This window comes from Candidatus Poriferisodalis sp., from assembly GCF_965204125.1.
In the GTDB taxonomy this organism is placed as follows: Bacteria; Actinomycetota; Acidimicrobiia; order Acidimicrobiales; family Poriferisodalaceae; genus Poriferisodalis.
In genome coordinates this window covers 52,279-68,260 of the sequence record NZ_OZ241968.1, presented here as the reverse complement: position 1 = coordinate 68,260, position 15,982 = coordinate 52,279, and the positions used below count along the sequence as shown (strand labels likewise).

The window sequence follows — 15,982 nt, the reverse complement described above, 5'->3', positions numbered from 1 at the left end:
GCTGCACGAGGCGGGCGGTCAGCCGTCTTTGCGTGCCTCGGAGATGAGCTCGCTCACCCGATTCGCCGCCGGGGCGTAGTCGGGATCGACCTCGGGGCCCGGCACGAACTCCGGTATCTCGACGCGCTCGGGACCAGACGGCGGCGCTGAACGCTCCGGCGCGGCTGCGGGTGCCGGTGGGGGTGCAGCGGGCGCGGCTGCGGGTGCCGGCGTCGGCTCGGCAGCTGAGCTCTCTGCCGCGTCTGTCGAACTCTCCGCCGCTGGGGCCGGACTGCTCTCGGGGGCCGGGACACCGGTTGCCTCGCGTGCGGACTTGGAACGGGCGAGTATCGCTGCAAGTCGGGGATCCGCTCCGCCGTCATCGGCGGCCGGTGCCTCAGGCGCGGGTGCATCTGCCGCCGCGGCCTCGGCGGGTTCCGCTGCCGGCTCGTCGGTGCTCGCTGCCGGCAGGCCTCGCGACTCAGCAGCCGCAGCACGGGCTTCGGCAATGCGCGCTCGTTCCTGGGCGGCTTCGATTTCCTCTCGCGCCCTGCGGGCCAGGAACTGCGGCCACTCGTCCTCGGGCACCAGCTTGTTGTGGGCCACCGAGATGATCTCGACATCGTTGTCGAAGCGCACTCGGTAGCGCTTGATGGCGAAGCCGAGGCCTCGACCGCACTTGCCTGGCGTGCCTTCGGGGACGCCAGGCAGGTCTTCGTTGACTACGACCCGGGTGCCGCGCCTGTACTCGCTCATGACCCGGTTCCGCTGACGCTCGCGCTCATCGTTGCGGGAGCGTACCGGCGAATGTGGCCGGCTTCACCGGCACCCGTCGTAGATTCAGAAGTCGTGAGCGAGCAGACAGCCTTGGTGGTGGGCGGCACCGGCCCGACCGGACCCCACGTGGTGAAGGGCTTGCTGGAGCGCGGCTACCGGGTGACCATCCTGCACACCGGACGCCATGAGGTAGATGAGATCACCGATCTCGTCGAGCACATCCACACCGATCCGTTCGACGCCGACCAGTTCGTCGCCGCCATCGGGTCGGCCACCTACGACCTGTCGGTGGTCATGTATGGGCGGCTGCGCGAGATCGCCCGGGTGATGGCCGGGCGCGTGGCCAAGTTCGTGAGCATCGGCGGCTTCCCGGTCTACAGCGGCTGGGGCGACGCCGATGCGCTGTGGCCGGCCGGCATGCGGGTGCCGACGCGCGAGCACGATCGCCTGGTCTCTGACGAGCCGCCCGAGTTCCGCGTCAACAACAAGGTTCGCCAGATCGCCAACACGGAGCTTGTCGTGTTCCGCGAGCACCCCACGGCATCGCACCTGCGCTACCCGTGGATTTACGGCCCTGGGCAGATCAGCCCGCGCGAGTGGAAGATCGTGCGCCGCGTGCTCGATGGCCGTACTCGCATCGTGCTGCCCGACGGCGGTGTGACGTTGCAGGCGTCTGCGGAGGCCCGCAATGCCGCGGCGATGGTGCTGGCCGCTGTGGATGCCGGGGCGCGCTCGTCGGGACAGGCCTACAACGTCTCGGACGAGTGGACGCCCACGCTGCTGCAGTGGGTGGAGATCATCGCAGCGGCCTTGGACCACAGCTTCGAGATCGTGTCGATCCCGTGGGAGCACGCAGCCGTGTCCCACCATCTCACGCAGCGCAGCACGCCCCATCACCGCGTCATCAACTGCGACAAGGCGATCTACCAGCTCGGGTATCGCGATGTCGTGGATCCGGTGGAGGGGTTGACGGACACCGCACGTTGGCTCGCTCGTGAAGAGAACCACCCGGAACCTGGCGGCGCCATGGAGCGCTCGATCGTGGATCGCTTCGACTACGAGGCCGAGGATCGGCTGATGGACGCTTGGCAGGCCGCCATCGCTCGCGACGACATCGCCACGGCCGCGGCTGCGGCCGACCCGGGTTTCTTCGATCGCTACGCCGCCGAATTCGACGACCGGCCCGGCGCCGGCAAGGGGTGGACTTCCGTCAGCCGTTCCGGCTGAGCAGAAGGCACAGTCAGCCGTTCCGGCTGAGCGATGGGCACAGTCAGCCGCGCCGGCTGATCAGTCGCGGTTGTCGGGGGCGAGATCGACCTCGGTGGCTTTGACCGACGCCCACAACGTGGTACCGGGCCGGATCAGGAGCTCGTGAGCGGCTCCCGGCGTGATGTCCGCCGTGAGAGGCAGGGGCGAGCCAAGCAGCACACGGGTGATGTCGCCCAGTGGCTCGACCGCATCGGCGGTCGTGCGCCAGACGTTGCGAGGACTGCCGCTGGGCCGCTCCCGGTGAAGCGCAATCGCTCGGGGGTGAATCGTGGCCAGCACGGGTCCGAACGAGGACCTGTCGGCGGCGTGCAACACCACGGCTGAGCGGCGACCGGTGCCAGGCGCTGCCGTCTCCTCGTCGTCCGCCACGGTGATCTCGCCATCACGCGCTGTGCCGCGTATCAGGTTGATTCCCGACAGATCGGCGGCGTATGACGTTGCGGGCGTCCGCCGCAGCTCGTCGGGTGTGCCTGCCTGTGTCAGCCGCCCAGCTTCGAGGATGTGCACACGATCGGCCAGCACGAACGCATCTGCGGGATCGTGCGTGATGAGCAGGCGCGGCATCTCTCCGTTGCCTGGCAGCGGGACGTCCGCTGCGCCGCTGCCTCCATTGTGTCCGCCGCTCAGGTGAGACGCCAGATTGCGCCGCAGGCGGTTGCGCGCCGTGACGTCCAACGAACCGAGCGGCTCGTCGGCGAGGAGGAGATCGGGTTGGCACGCGAGCGCACGGGCCAGCGCCACCCGCTGCCGCTGGCCGCCCGACAGCGCCCGGGGCCTGCGGTGACCGAGGTCGCCGAGATCCATTGCCTCGAGCCACGCCTGCGCCTGCGTGCGCGCCTCGGCACGGCGAATGCCCTGCGCGACCAAGCCGAAGGCGACGTTGTCGAGCGCGCTGAGATGCCGGAACAGGACCTGGTCTTGGAACACCACGCCGATGCGGCGCCGTTCGGGCGGAACGAAGACACCGGAGGCGGGCTCGTCCAGGATCCGTCCGGCGAGGCGCACCACGCCGTCGTCGAGCGGCAGCAACCCGGCGATCGCAGCCACGATCGTGGACTTGCCGGCGCCGTTGGGTCCGAGCAGGGCAGCAGTCTCGCCCGCTTCGACGCTCAGCGACACGTCCAGCTCGAACTCGCCGCGCTGCAGCCGGATGTCGGCCTGCAACCCGCTGACTGCCGCGCCGGTGTCGTCGGAGCTCATCGGCTCGGCCACCAGCGGTCCCGCAGGGCGATCAACAAGCCCAGCGACAGTGCGACAAGCACCAGGCTGATAGCCACCGCCGCATCCCGGTTCGACTCCAGCGCCACGAACACCGCCAGCGGCAGCGTCTGGGTTCGGCCGCCGAGACTGCCTGCAAACGTGACGGTCGCGCCGAACTCGCCCAGGGCTCGCGCCCACGCCACCACCACCGCGACGCCCAGCGCCGGTCCGATCATCGGCAGCGTCACCCGCCACAGCACACGCAGCCGCGACGCGCCCAGTGTGGCGGCTGCGTGCTCGTAGCGACGATCCAGATTCCGCAAGGCACCCTCGACGGTCAGGATCACGAGCGGGGTGGCCACGAAGGCGTTCGCCAGGATGACCCCCCAGATCGAGTACGGCAGCAGCAGCCCGGTGGCGTCATGCAGCGGCCCGCCGACCACGCCCCGGCGCCCGAGCGCGAATAGCAACGCGGCACCGCCCACGACCGGCGGCAGCACCATCGGCAGCGTCACGAGCGCCCGTACCGCCGAGCGGCCCGGGAATGACACCCGCGCCAGCACCCATGCGAGCGGCACGCCGACCAGCGCGGCCACCGCAGCAGCTGCAATGGACGACACCACCGAGAGCACGGCAGCGTCCACCACGAACCGGCTCGACAGGTGTGTCCACAGCCCGGTCCACGGCGCACGCGCAACAAGGCCCACGAGCGGCAGCGCGAACAGCACGACACCGATACAGGCGAGCAGCGCGACCGGCCAAGGCGGCAGGTCACGCGCCGTTCGGCGGGCCGGCCGACGGGCGGGCTCAGGGGCACTGGTGGAGGTGGTCGTGCTGGTCATGGTGCCCCAAAACCGTGGGAGACAAAGGTGTCTCGGGCGGCAGCGGAGTCCAAGAAGTCCACGAAGGCCTCGGCTGCCTGGGTGTTGGGCGCTCCCACGAGCACGGCGGCCTCGTAGGTCGTCTCCGGGGCTGAACCAGCGTCCCAGCCCAGGCTCTCGATTCCGGCGGCGGTCCGTGCGTCGCTGGAGTACACCACGGCGGCGTCCAGCTCTCCGGCGGCCAGCTTGGTGACCAGAGCGCGCACATTGGGCTCGTCGGTGTCGGGCACAGGCTCGATGCCGGCACGGGACAGGCCTGCCCGCGCATGGGCACCGCACGGCACTTCGGCGGCACACAATCCGATCAGCAGCTCAGGGCGAGTCAGATCGGCGAGCGCAGCAACCCCGGCGTCGTTGTCCGCAGGCACCGCGAGCACCAACGAGTTGCGAGCCACTACGACGGGCTCGCCGCTGAGGCCGATCTCCTGGCGGACTGTCCGCAGATGACTCGGGTCGGCGGGAATGAACACGTCGGCCGGCGAGCCGGCGAGCACCTGCTCTCGCAGTGCCGAGCTCCCAGCTCCCGCGATCCGCACATCCACTCCCGGATGGAGCAGTTCGAAGTCACCAGCGAGCACCTCGGCGACCGGCAACAGGGACGCGGCTACCAGCACATGCAGGTTGCCTTCGAGCATCGCGCCGCTGACAGATGCGCTGGATCGGTCGGCTGCATCAGCGTCGCCTTCAGACACCGCGCAGCCTGCTGCCAGCGGCGCCACCGCCAGCAGCGTCAGTGCCGCACAGCGGCGTGTCCACGCCCCACGGTGCGCGACCTCCCGATCGTGCGTCGCCGCGCGGATGCCGCCCATAGCCTCGCCAGTGTGCCCGACGCACAGGGTTGCTGAGCTCGGGCGTATGGTTCCGGGCATGGCTACGACGCTCGACTGGTACGGGTGCGCAACGTTCCGGCTGCGCACGGCCGGCCTCACGGTCTTTCTCGACGCCTACATCGACCGGGCTGACAACGCGGTGGGTCCGGGCCTGACCGCTGACGATGTCACCGAAGCGGACTGGGTGCTGGTGGGCCATTCGCACTTCGACCACCTCTACGGGGCCGAGCGCATCGTGGCCAACACCGACGCCACCCTGATCGCCTCCTACGAGTCGGTACGGGTGATGGCCGAGGCCGGAGTGCCCGAAGAGCGGATGATCTGCGTCGCCGGTGGGGAGACGGTGGATCTCGCTCGGGGAGACCGGGGCGCCGGCGTGCGAGTGTCGGTGTATCCGAGCCAGCACTCCTGCGTCTGGTCGCACACCCAGATGGACCAGCCCGACCACGTCTGCCTGGGCGACCTCGGCGTGACCTGGCAGGAACAGCAGCAGAAGTTCGCCGAGCTGATGAAGTATCTGGCGACGGAGGTCGATGCCGACACCAGCGCGCACATCGCTGCGTCGGCCGCCGGTCACAGCGACCGGGGCGACGGGGGAGCGCTGCTGTTCCTGATCGAGGCGCCGGACGGCTCGGTGCTGTTCCAGGACACCTCGGGTCACTGGTCGGGCGTGATGCGCGACCTGCGCCCCGACGTGGCGATCCTCGCGGCGGCGGGTCGCGGCAACATCGACGGCGAGCCCATCCAAGGCTCGCTGGCACAGTTCATCGGCCGCCAAGCCGACCTGCTGCGGCCCCGCAAGGTCATCCTCGGACACCACGACAACTGGCTGCCGGGCTTCTCGGTGCCGACCGACACGACGTCCATTGCCGCCGAGCTGGCACGGGTCACGCCGAACGTCGAGTTCCTCGAACCGGGCTACATGGAAGCCACGCCGATCCTGCCTTAGTCAAGGTCGCGGCCGACCGGCTGCGTTCGTGCGGCTAGTCCGCTAGCGAGCGCGTATCGGCTGCCAGCGGCGGTACGTGGCGCAGCGCCACAGCCATTCGACGGGGCCGAAGGCGAACCGATCCAGCCAGGCCTTCGACCAGCACAGCTGCAGCACCCACACGGCCACGACGAACACGGCGATGCCGCTGCGGCCCAGGTCCAGATCTTCGAGCAGCGCGCCCAGCACGAGCAGCCCCAGCACTGTCTGGGTGAGGTAGTTGGTGAGCGCCATGCGTCCCGCAGCACGGATGCGCCGCCGCAAGCCACCGTTGCTCGCCGAGTTCCACAGCGCAATCAGGCTGAGGTAGCCCAGGCACAGCGGCACGGTGGCCAGCGTGTTGGGGATGGTGCCGGCGACGGCCCAGTCGATGTCGAAGCCGGTGCCGGCCATCAGTGCGAATCCGGCAGTCGACAGCGGCAGCCCGACGCCGAGGCCCCATGCGGCCATGCGGCGGTAGAACGACGGTGCCCGGTTGCCGCTGATGACACCCGTCCGGTAGAGCGCCGCCCCGATGAGCATGGCACCCAGTGCTCGACCGAAGTAGTCGGCCAGGAACCACGTCTCGATGACGCCGTAGTACTCGCCGTAGTTCCAGAAGTCGATCAGCACACTCGAGAAGCTGCGCAGCGACGACTGCACGAACCACGAGACGACTGCGACTGCGAGGTAGCACGCGCCGCCCAGTACGAGGAGCACCTTGGTGGGCAGGCGTCGCAGTGCGAGCACGACCGGCGCGCACAAGGCATAGGCGAACAGCACATCGCCTTCCCAGAACAACAGGTGCACGATGCCGATGCCCAGCAACAGCGCGTTGCGCCACAGGCTCAGCAGCACGCTGCGACGGCCCTTTGACGCTGCACGCTCGGCGAACAGCACCACGCCGGCGCCGAACAGCATCGAGAACAGGCCCATGAACTTCTGATCGGCGAAGATCTCCCCGGCGCCGCCGACAACCCAGTCCAGCGCCCTGCGCGAGCCGCCGGCATCGAGGTTGGCGTAGGCCGCGGCGGGCAGGCCGAATGCCACGGCATTCATCGTCAAGATGCCGAGCACGGCCACGCCGCGCACCGCGTCGAGCGTCGTGATGCGCTCATCCGCCCGCGTCGCCAGTGGGCCTGACGTCATGGCAGCCGGGCGAGGTCTGGGGACCTGCGGGCCGGCAGCGACCTCAGTCGAAGGTGATGACGGTGCGGGTGGCCTCGCCGGCCTTCATCCAGCCGTAGCCCTCGTTGATCTGTTCGAGGTCGATGCGCGCCGAGATCATCTCGTCGAGCATGAGGCGGCCATCGAGGTAGAGGTCGATCATCATCGGGATGTCGCTGCGGAATTGGTTCGAGCCCATCATCGAGCCCTGCAGCTTCTTCTCCGACAGGAAGTCGATGCCTCGCAGCTCGACCCTCGTCTTCGACGGCACCATGCCGATCACGGTGGCGGTGCCGCCGATGTCGAGCATGTTGAACGCTTGCTGCACCGTCTCGGCCAGGCCGATGGCTTCGAAGCTGTACTCCACGCCGCCCTTGGTCATGTCCTTCACGGTGGCCACCACGTCGTCCACCTCCGCCGCGTTGACGGTGTCGGTGGCGCCCATCTGGCGGGCCGTCTCGAGCTTTGCCTCCGTCATGTCCACGGCGATGATGCGGCCGGCACCCGCGACCCGAGCACCCTGCACAGCCGACAGGCCGATGCCGCCGCAGCCGATCACGCACACCACGCTGCCCACGCCGACGCCTGCGGTGTTCACGGCTGCGCCGAAGCCCGTCGTGACGCCGCAGCCGATCAGGCACGCACGGTCGAGCGGCATGTCGGGGCGCACCTTCACGACGGCGTTCTGATGCACCAGCATCTGCTCAGCGAAGCCGCCGAGCCGGGCCATCTGGTCGACCGATGTGCCGTCTTCGCGGGTCAGCCGGGCTGCGGCATCCCTCGCCCGGGAAGTGGCGCGGACATTGGTGCAGCGGTGCGGGTTGCCCGACAGGCAGCGATGGCACTGGCCGCAGAAGATCGACAAGCACGCAACGACGTGATCGCCGGGTGCGACGTAACTCACATCGGATCCGACTGCTTCGACGACACCCGCCGATTCATGGCCCATCACCATGGGAAGCGGCGTGCGGAACAGCCCCTCCATGAAGTGCAGGTCGCTGTGGCACAGACCGGCGCCCATGGTCTGGATGAGCACTTCGTTCGGTCCCGGCGCGTCGATGCGCAGGTCCTCGAGCTCCAAGTCGCCCGGCTGTTCGCAGAGCACAGCAGCCTTCATGTCACGTCCCCTCGCGTTGTGCGGCCACGTGAGTGGCTTCGCTTGACGCTGCCGAGATTAGGCGCGCAGCCGCGAACGCGTGCCCGCCGCTGCCGATCGCGGCCGGGCCGTCATCGGCCGCCCGGACCGAGGGTGCGGTAGCGTCGTTCCCAGCGAGCCACGGCCGTCGAGGGGGAGTCATGGCGAATGAGCACGGCTACTTGCCGAAGGTGACCGAGCTGGACGACAAGCAGCAACGCCGCTTGGACACGTGGTATGCGAAGGCCTACACCGACGACAACCTCTTCCGGACGCTGGCTGCCGACGAGACCACGATCGACCTGTTCCTCGGCTGGGTCGGGGCTGTGTACGGCGGCCATCCCGACGAGGATCCCGGTGCGCTCGACCGGCACATGATCGAGCTGTGCCGCATCCGGATGGCCAACCGGAACGAGTGCTTCCACTGAAGCCTCGTGCGCAGCGCATCGTTGGTGCGCACCGGACTGACCGACGACGTCGTGGCCCAGCTGACCGACTACGAGGCATCGGACCTGCCCGAGTCGTGGAAGGCAGCCCTCGCGTTGTGCGACCGGCTCTCGGGTTACGAGCACAAGGGCGTGATCCCGGCCGAGCTGTACGAGCGGCTTGGGGAGCACTTCAACGAACAGCAGATTCTGCGCCTGGGCGCGTTGCTCGCGTCTGCCAGCGGATGGCACCGGATGATCGAGGCATTCGGCATCCGACCCGACCACTACCAAGCCGACACATCTGCCCCGTGGGCCGCGGCAGCGGGTTGAGCGCGGGCGCTCGTCGTGAGCTCAGGTTCAGCAGCGCTCGTCTAGCTTCGGCGCGGTGACCCCAGAGGCACGGGACACCGAACCGCTGTCGCCGGGCAGCCGGCTCGCAGACGTCGTCGAGTTCTTCGGCGTACAGGCCACCGACGACGAGCTGCGCTGGCACCTGCCCATCTCGCCGAACGTTGCCAACTACCTCGGAGTCATGCACGGCGGCTGCGCCCTTGCGGCGATCACTGCGGCCGCTGAGACATGGAGCGGGCGGCCGCTCGCAGCGGCTTCGGCGCAGTTCATGGCCCGTGTCCCGCTCGGCGGCAGCGCCGAGATCACCTTCGACATCGGTTCGGCCGGCAAGCGCATGACCCAGGTGCTCGCGCAGGTTGCCGATGCAGCCGACGGCAGCGTGCTGATGCGAGCGCTGCTGTCGCTGGGCGGTCGCCGGCTCGGCATCGACCAGGACTGGGGGCAGCCACCTGACGTTCCCGAGCCGGAGGAGTGGCCACGCCGTTCCGTGCCGGCCAACGCCGTGCCATCGTTCAGCACAGACGCCGACATCCGCTTCGGGCCCTACCGCGCCGGGGATCGAAGGATCCTCTGCTGGGCACGGCTTGCAGGCACGCTGGCGTCCACCCGCCAGGGCTTGATCGCACTGGCGGACACGCTCGCAACCGGAATGCACTTGAGCCTCGGCCGCAAGTGGCGGGGCGCGAGCCTCGACAACACCGTGCGCATCGCGGGTGATGCCGACTGCGAATGGGTACTGCTCGACATCGGAACCGACGGCTTCCACAACGCGGTCGGCCATGGCGTTGTGCGCATGTTCACCCCCGACGGCGAGTTGCTGGCCAGCGGGAGCCAGTCGTTCGCCGTGGCGCGGGTGGCCGGCCCGCTGGAGGGCTTCCGGCTGTAGTCAGCACTAGCTTTCGGCTGCGTGAGCGCCGAAGCTGCCACGAGCGACGCTGCGCCGCAGGACCCGCACGTCGGCGCGGTGATCGAGTTCTTCGGCCTCCAGCCGACAGCCGGAGAGCTGCGCTGGCTGCTGCCGGTCACCTACGACGTGGCCGGCGCCACTGGCACATTGCATGGCGGGTGCGCGCTCGCGGCCGCCGTGGCGGCCCTCGAAAGCGTCACCGGCCGGCCGATGGCTGCTGCATCGGCCCAGTACCTGGCGCGGCTGCCAGTGGGCGGCTGCGCGGCTGTCGCGCTCGACATCGGCGCCAGCGGCAACCGCATGACCCAGGCCTCCGCCGAGATCACCGATGCTGCCGATGGCCGGGTGATCCTGCGTGCGCTCGTGTCCCTCGGCGGCCGGCAGCTGGGCATCGACCAGACATGGACGACCGCCCCGGAAGTGCCGCCACCCGAATCATGCGAGCCCCGCGGCTCCACGTCGATCGAAGGCCGCTCGTTCACCGACCACGCAGACATCCGGCTCGCCGGCCAGCGACCGGGCGAGCGCCACGTGCGGTACTGGGCACGCCTCGACGGCACGCTTGCATCAACGGGGCCGGGCTTGACGGCGCTGGCCGACCTGCTGCCGAGCGGGATGCGCGTCAGCCTCGATGCTGGCTTCAGAGGGTCCAGCCTCGACAACACGGTGCGGATCTCCGGTGAGGCCGAGAGCGAATGGGTGCTCCTCGACATCGAATCTGACGCCGTGCACAACGCCATCGGCAACGGCATCGTTCGCATCTATGCGTCCGACGGGGGACTGCTGGCCACCGGCACCCAATCGTTCGCAATCACCCGCATCACGGGCCCGCTGGGCTCGCCGCAGCAATGACGGGCCTGCGCACGTGGCTGGCCGGGGCACGGCCTCGCACCTGGCCGGCGTCGCTGGTGCCGCCCTTCGTGGGCACCGCGGCGTCCGATGCCGCGGCTGACGGCGGCATCGTGTGGTGGCGGGCGGCCTTCGCGCTGATCGTGTCGCTGTGCATCCAGATTGCTGTCAACTACGCCAACGACTACAGCGACGGGGTGCGGGGCACCGACGTGGCCCGGGTGGGGCCGCAGCGCTTGGTGGCCTCGGGAGCGGCATCTCCGGCCGCAGTGCGGAATGCGGCATTCGCAGCCTTCGGCGTAGCCGCCGTGTTCGGCATCGCGGTGGCAGCAGCCGTGTCGTGGTGGCTTGTTGTGGCCGGCGGGGCGTCGATGCTCGCAGCGTGGTACTACACCGGCGGGCGGCGCCCATACGGCTACCGGGGCCTCGGCGAGCTGTTCGTGTTCGTCTTCTTCGGCCTGGTGGCGACGGCGGGATCGGCGTTCGTGCAGGATGCTCGCCTCACCATGCTGGGCATCGCTGCGTCGGTCCCGGTAGGCCTGGGCTCGGTGGCGCTGCTCATCTCGAACAATCTGCGCGACCTGCCGACCGACGCACAGGCCGGCAAGCGCACGCTGGCGGTCCGGCTGGGCGACGGTCCCACCCGCGCGATGTACGCAGTGGTCGTGGTGCTGATGGTGTTCTCGCCGATGTACCTGTCGTTGCTGCGGCCGTGGACGATGCTGGGGCTCGCCGCCGTCGCATTCGCTGTCGCACCCGTTCGCACGGTGGTCAGTGGAGCCAGCGGAGCCGCGCTGGTGGCGGTGCTCGCAGCAACCGGCCGCCTGCAGATTGTGGTGGGCGCGCTGCTGACGGTCGGCTTGGCCCTGGGGACCTGAGGCTGCGCCTATGCGATCCGCAATGATGTCCCGATGAGCACAGAAGCAGGTTCGGGAGCAGTGCTGGATCATCTCGCTGCGCTGGGCGTGGCGTACGAGGTGGTGGAGTGCGATCCCGACTTTGCCGACACGGCGCAGTTCTGCGAGCGCTACGGCTATTCGATGGATGCGTCGGCGAACGCCATCTGCGTGGTGGGTAAGTCGGCCGAGCGGCCGATGGCGTGCTGCGTGGTGCTGGCGTCGACGCGGCTCGATGTGAACGGTGTCGTGCGGCGGCGGCTGGGCACGCGCAAGGCATCCTTCGCCGACGCCGACGAGACCATCGCACGCACCGGGATGATGATCGGCGGTGTGACGCCGTTCGGGCTTCCCGCAGACATCCCGGTCTGGATCGACAGCCGGGTGATGGATTGCACCGAAGTCATCGTGGGCGGCGGCTCCCGCGACTGCAAGATCCTCTGCCCGCCGGCCTCGCTGGCCGAGCTCCCCACGGCCGAGGTCGTCACCGATCTGGCCAAGGCGATCCCGCCGGCTGACTAAGAGGCTGAACCTTCTCGGGTGGCGGTGATGAGCTGGGCGATGCCGCCGCTCAGCAGGGTCCTGTCGAGGGCGCCGAATCCGGCCTCGGCGAGCTGGGCCAGCAGCACTGGCGCCTCCGGCAGGTACGCCACCGACTCGGGCAGGTACCGGTAGGCAGACCTGCTGGAGAGCAGGCTGCCCACCGCCGGCACCACTTTGCCGAAATACAGCCGGTGACCGGCGCGCAGGAGCGGGTTGGCCGGCTCGGCGACCTCGAGCAGTGCGATCCGGGCGCCGGGCCGGAGTACCCGGGCCAGCTCCGCGAGGAACGGCTCGAGGCTCGTGAGGTTCCGCAGCGCGAATCCGCACGTCGCGCCGTCGAGCGACGCGTCGCGCACGCCGAGCCTGAGCGCGTCGGAGCGCACCAGAGGAGCAGCCGTGGTAGCTGCCGCGAGCATGCCTGCGGAGAAATCGACGCCCACGGGCCGCAGGCCGGCCGATTCGAGCTCATTGCACAGGTCGCCGGTTCCGCAGGCCACGTCGATCACGATTTCGCCAGGTGCCAGACCGAGGGCTGCCACGGCGCGGCGCCTCCAGCGAGTATCGAGGCGGAACGTCAGCAGCCGGTTCAGCAGGTCGTAGCGAGGCGCGATCTCGTCGAACATCTCCTCGACGGCCTGAGCTTTGTCCTCGGGGCTGGGCAGCCCGCGTTGGTTCCGCCGACGAGACCTCACGTGAACCAGACGCGGCGGTGGCTGCGGCTCATCGGGTGAAACAGCATCACCAGCAGCAACGCGTCCCACATGAGATGCATGATCATGCCCCACCCGAAGCTCACGCGGACGCCCCACCACAGCGTCGCCATGGCCGCGTAGATCGCGGCCATGGAGCACAGCCGATGACCCCAACGACGCTCGTTGGCAGTGCCCGCGCCGCCTGCGATATACCCGCCGGCAAGCAGAACAGTGACGGCGGGCGGAACAATGCTGTCGCCCAGATCGGCCGCTGTGCGGTCGCTGGCGAACAGCGAGACGATGCCTTTGAAGATGTCGTACGCCAGTTGCGAGTCGATGCGTGCGCCGAACAGGAACAGCGACCCGGCCGAGAAGTAGCACAGCACCACGGCGCTGAGCAGCGTCTGTGGCTGGCTGCGGTTGAGCCACTTCATCTGGCGCACCTCGCAAGTGTGGCACCCGCTGCCGGCACATGGCAGCCGGCAGTGCAGCCCGCCTGCGGCTGGCGCACCCGTGACCTGCAGCAACCCGGTCAGCGCACTGGGCAGCGTTAGCCTGCGCCCGGTGAGTGCTGCCGTGAGTACCGACCCCGTTATCTCGATCGGTGCTGACCTGCACGGCGCTGTGCTGGAGGCCAACGCCGCACACTGGCCGCCCGGCGCACTGGCTGCAGCATTGCGGCTGCAGCTCCGCGAGGTCTCGGGGTCCGTATCGGTCTGGATCGATCATCCGGACCACGGCGAAGCAGGCGGAGGCGACCTCGCGCCGGCCGAAACTCAGCTCGGGCGGGGGCTTGCCGAGATCGGCCTGACGTTCGAGCGCGACCTCTACCGCATGGAGCGATCGCTGCCGATGGATCAGCCCAGCGGCATCGAAACCCGTTCGTTCCTGGTCGGCCAGGACGAGCAGGCGTGGGTGGAAGTCAACAACCGGGCTTTCTCGTGGCACCGCGAGCAGGGCGGCTGGACGCTGGAACAGGTAGCCGAGCGTCAGGCCGAGCCTTGGTTCGACGCCGACGGCTTCCGGGTGTATGACATCGACGGCGACATCGCTGCCTACTGCTGGACCAAGGTGCACGCGGATGAGGACCCGCCGGTCGGGGAGGTGTACGTCATCGCGGTAGACCCGGAGTACCACGGCCGAGGTCTCGGCCGGGCCCTGACGCTGGCCGGCTACGAGCACCTCACCGATGCCGGCCTGACACGGGCGATGCTCTACGTCGACGCTGACAACACGCCCGCCGTCACGCTGTACCTCGACCTCGGCCTGGAGGTGGCCGTGGTGCGTCGGCTGTTCACCGGCACCGGCCCATCGAACGTGTAGCGAACTGAGCGACCGTGACAGCCTCCAGTGCCGATCCCTCGCTCTGTGATCTGGGCCGGGAAGAGCTGGGGGAACTGCTCGACGGCGAGCCGGCCTACCGGCTGGACCAGGTATGGGACGGCCTGTACCGCCAGCGCCGCCCGCTGTCTGAGCTCACCAACGTGCCCAAGAGCCTGCGCCAGGCCATCGGCGAACTGCTGCCGCCCGCGCTGACGCTTGTCCGCACGCAGTCGGCAGACCGGGGCACCACTACCAAGCACCTGTGGTCGCTGCGCGATGGCCGCCTGGTGGAGTCGGTGCTGATGCGCTACCGGAACCGGACGACGCTGTGCATCAGCAGCCAGGCCGGCTGCGCCATGGCGTGCAGCTTCTGCGCAACGGGCCAAGTGGGCTTCGACCGGAACCTGAGCGTGGGCGAGATGGTCGAGCAAGTGCTGGGAACGCTGCAGGAGGCAGGCTCAGGCGAACGAGCCGTCAACAGCGAGGCCGCTCCCGGCCGAGCCATCAACATCGTGTTCATGGGCATGGGCGAGCCGCTCGCCAACTACGACGCAGTGTGGGCAGCGGTGGAGCGATTCCATGGCGACATGGGCATCGGCGCCCGGCACATCACGGTGTCGACCGTCGGCGTCATTCCCGGCATCGAGCGCCTTGCAGCGGAGACGCTGCCGGTCAACCTGGCCGTGTCGCTGCATGCCGCCAACGACCGACTGCGCAACCGGATTGCGCCCATCAATCGCACGTACCCGCTGCGCGACCTGGCGCGCTCGCTAGCCGACTACCGACGCGCCAAGCGACGGCGCATCAGCTTCGAGTGGGCGATGATCGGCGGGGTCAACGATTCCGACCGCGACGCAGCCGAGCTTGCTGCGTATGCACGGCCTCTGGCGGCCCATGTCAACCTCATCCCGCTGAATCCCACGCCGGGATACGGCCACCAGCCCTCGCCGGCCGGGCGAATCGAGCATTTCGCCGCCGAGCTGTCGTCCCATGGCGTGAACGCCACCGTGCGCCAGAATCGCGGCACGTCGATCGACGCCGCATGCGGCCAACTGCGCGCCGACAAGCTCGTCACGGTTCGCAAGGGCAACCGGCCGACTCGCGGCGCACGCGCTCGGGCGGAGCGCTAGACACTCGCCATGGCCAAGCCGCGATCGCCGAAGGGGCGCGCCCAGCGAACCCACGAGCGACTCAAGGACGAGTACGAGGCCGTCTGCGAGCTGGAGCATCGCAACCCATTCGAGCTGCTGGTGGCAACGATCCTGTCGGCACAGTGCACCGATGCTCGTGTCAATGCCACCGTTCCTGCAGTGTTCGCGAAGTATCCCGACGCCGAAGCGCTGGCGTCCGCTGATCTCGAAGACCTCGAAGAACTGGTGCATCCCACCGGCTTCTTCCGCAGCAAGGCGCGCAACCTGCAGGGAATGGCCCGCCGGCTGCTGGCCGACTACGGCGGCGAAGTGCCGACCAGCCTGAAGGACTTGGTGAAGCTGCCAGGCGTCGGCCGGAAGACCGCCAACGTCATCCGTTCGGTGGCGTTCGATTTGCCGGGGCTGCCGGTGGACACCCACGTCGGCCGCCTGGTGCGGCGCCTCGGCATCACCGCCGAGGAGGATCCGGTCAAGGTGGAGCTGGCCTTGAACCCGATGATCCCCCAGTACGAGCGGGGCGACTTCAGCCTGCGCCTGATCCTGCACGGCAGGCGCGTCTGCTCGTCCCGCAAGCCTGCGTGCGACGACTGTGTGCTCAACGACTTCTGCCCCAGCGCTTTCGCGGCCTGAACCGGCA

At 69.1% G+C, this 15,982-nt stretch carries 19 protein-coding genes; 11 read left to right on the top strand and 8 right to left on the bottom strand.

All coding sequences use genetic code 11. From position 1 onward, the window contains the following. Positions 1-18: 18 nt before the first annotated feature. A complete protein-coding gene (locus ACOGXD_RS00595) occupies positions 19-735 on the bottom strand; it encodes a hypothetical protein (protein WP_419916007.1) in 717 nt (238 codons plus the stop codon). A gap of 93 nt (positions 736-828) precedes the next feature. On the opposite strand from ACOGXD_RS00595, the gene ACOGXD_RS00590 reads away from it, so the two are divergent. Next, positions 829-1,983 carry an epimerase gene (locus tag ACOGXD_RS00590; RefSeq protein ID WP_419916006.1) on the top strand — a complete coding sequence of 385 codons (1,155 nt, stop codon included), beginning with the start codon at positions 829-831 and terminating at the stop codon, positions 1,981-1,983. Positions 1,984-2,043: 60 nt separating this feature from the next. Here the strand turns inward: ACOGXD_RS00590 and ACOGXD_RS00585 are convergent, their stop codons facing one another. From ACOGXD_RS00585 to modA, 3 genes are read right to left on the bottom strand one after another with little or no spacing between them, the layout of a single operon-like run. Continuing rightward, positions 2,044-3,237: a sulfate/molybdate ABC transporter ATP-binding protein gene (locus ACOGXD_RS00585; protein ID WP_419916005.1), complete on the bottom strand. Its 1,194-nt coding sequence runs from the start codon at positions 3,235-3,237 to the stop codon at positions 2,044-2,046. Then, a complete protein-coding gene (gene modB / locus ACOGXD_RS00580) occupies positions 3,222-4,067 on the bottom strand; it encodes a molybdate ABC transporter permease subunit (protein WP_419916004.1) in 846 nt (281 codons plus the stop codon). Before modB ends, ACOGXD_RS00585 begins: the two co-directional genes overlap by 16 nt. After that, complete coding sequence (gene modA, locus ACOGXD_RS00575; RefSeq protein ID WP_419916003.1) at positions 4,064-4,915, bottom strand: molybdate ABC transporter substrate-binding protein; 852 nt, start codon at positions 4,913-4,915, stop codon at positions 4,064-4,066. Before modA ends, modB begins: the two co-directional genes overlap by 4 nt. A gap of 58 nt (positions 4,916-4,973) precedes the next feature. On the opposite strand from modA, the gene ACOGXD_RS00570 reads away from it, so the two are divergent. Then, complete coding sequence (locus tag ACOGXD_RS00570; protein ID WP_419856031.1) at positions 4,974-5,885, top strand: MBL fold metallo-hydrolase; 912 nt, start codon at positions 4,974-4,976, stop codon at positions 5,883-5,885. A 42-nt stretch (positions 5,886-5,927) separates the two neighbouring features. Here the strand turns inward: ACOGXD_RS00570 and ACOGXD_RS00565 are convergent, their stop codons facing one another. Together ACOGXD_RS00565 and ACOGXD_RS00560 are read right to left on the bottom strand one after the other, a co-directional pair. Next, positions 5,928-7,052 (bottom strand): DUF418 domain-containing protein, encoded by a 1,125-nt coding sequence (locus tag ACOGXD_RS00565; protein ID WP_419916002.1) that lies wholly within the window; start codon positions 7,050-7,052, stop codon positions 5,928-5,930. A gap of 43 nt (positions 7,053-7,095) precedes the next feature. Continuing rightward, positions 7,096-8,187 carry a Zn-dependent alcohol dehydrogenase gene (locus tag ACOGXD_RS00560; protein WP_419916001.1) on the bottom strand — a complete coding sequence of 364 codons (1,092 nt, stop codon included), beginning with the start codon at positions 8,185-8,187 and terminating at the stop codon, positions 7,096-7,098. Positions 8,188-8,366: 179 nt separating this feature from the next. On the opposite strand from ACOGXD_RS00560, the gene ACOGXD_RS00555 reads away from it, so the two are divergent. From ACOGXD_RS00555 to ACOGXD_RS00530, 6 genes are read left to right on the top strand one after another with little or no spacing between them, the layout of a single operon-like run. Beyond that, positions 8,367-8,633: a hypothetical protein gene (locus tag ACOGXD_RS00555; protein WP_323673011.1), complete on the top strand. Its 267-nt coding sequence runs from the start codon at positions 8,367-8,369 to the stop codon at positions 8,631-8,633. Between the two features lie 6 nt (positions 8,634-8,639). Beyond that, on the top strand, positions 8,640-8,963 hold the full coding sequence (locus ACOGXD_RS00550) for a carboxymuconolactone decarboxylase family protein (protein ID WP_419916000.1): 324 nt from the start codon (positions 8,640-8,642) through the stop codon (positions 8,961-8,963). Positions 8,964-9,018: 55 nt separating this feature from the next. Then, positions 9,019-9,870: an acyl-CoA thioesterase domain-containing protein gene (locus tag ACOGXD_RS00545; protein ID WP_419915999.1), complete on the top strand. Its 852-nt coding sequence runs from the start codon at positions 9,019-9,021 to the stop codon at positions 9,868-9,870. A 21-nt stretch (positions 9,871-9,891) separates the two neighbouring features. Continuing rightward, entirely contained in the window at positions 9,892-10,743 is an 852-nt protein-coding gene (locus tag ACOGXD_RS00540) for an acyl-CoA thioesterase (protein WP_419915998.1), read from the top strand. Then, the gene (locus tag ACOGXD_RS00535) at positions 10,740-11,618 is read left to right on the top strand and encodes a 1,4-dihydroxy-2-naphthoate polyprenyltransferase (RefSeq protein ID WP_419915997.1); all 879 of its coding nucleotides are present in this window, start codon (positions 10,740-10,742) and stop codon (positions 11,616-11,618) included. Before ACOGXD_RS00540 ends, ACOGXD_RS00535 begins: the two co-directional genes overlap by 4 nt. A 33-nt stretch (positions 11,619-11,651) precedes the next feature. Continuing rightward, positions 11,652-12,158 (top strand): YbaK/EbsC family protein, encoded by a 507-nt coding sequence (locus ACOGXD_RS00530; protein ID WP_419915996.1) that lies wholly within the window; start codon positions 11,652-11,654, stop codon positions 12,156-12,158. Here ACOGXD_RS00530 and ACOGXD_RS00525 read toward each other — a convergent pair. Together ACOGXD_RS00525 and ACOGXD_RS00520 are read right to left on the bottom strand one after the other, a co-directional pair. After that, entirely contained in the window at positions 12,155-12,871 is a 717-nt protein-coding gene (locus ACOGXD_RS00525) for a ubiquinone/menaquinone biosynthesis methyltransferase (protein WP_419915995.1), read from the bottom strand. The two genes, ACOGXD_RS00530 and ACOGXD_RS00525, sit on opposite strands and share 4 nt — an antisense overlap. Beyond that, the gene (locus ACOGXD_RS00520) at positions 12,868-13,305 is read right to left on the bottom strand and encodes a hypothetical protein (RefSeq protein WP_419915994.1); all 438 of its coding nucleotides are present in this window, start codon (positions 13,303-13,305) and stop codon (positions 12,868-12,870) included. The genes ACOGXD_RS00525 and ACOGXD_RS00520 overlap by 4 nt, the downstream gene beginning before the upstream one ends. Before the next feature lie 130 nt (positions 13,306-13,435). On the opposite strand from ACOGXD_RS00520, the gene mshD reads away from it, so the two are divergent. The 3 genes from mshD to nth are packed head-to-tail and all read left to right on the top strand — an operon-like array spanning position 13,436 to position 15,975. Beyond that, positions 13,436-14,194 (top strand): mycothiol synthase, encoded by a 759-nt coding sequence (gene mshD, locus ACOGXD_RS00515; RefSeq protein WP_419915993.1) that lies wholly within the window; start codon positions 13,436-13,438, stop codon positions 14,192-14,194. Positions 14,195-14,208: 14 nt separating this feature from the next. Continuing rightward, entirely contained in the window at positions 14,209-15,324 is a 1,116-nt protein-coding gene (gene rlmN / locus ACOGXD_RS00510) for a 23S rRNA (adenine(2503)-C(2))-methyltransferase RlmN (protein ID WP_419915992.1), read from the top strand. A 9-nt stretch (positions 15,325-15,333) separates the two neighbouring features. Continuing rightward, a complete protein-coding gene (gene nth / locus ACOGXD_RS00505; RefSeq protein ID WP_419915991.1) occupies positions 15,334-15,975 on the top strand; it encodes an endonuclease III in 642 nt (213 codons plus the stop codon). The last annotated feature ends 7 nt before the right edge of the window (positions 15,976-15,982 follow it).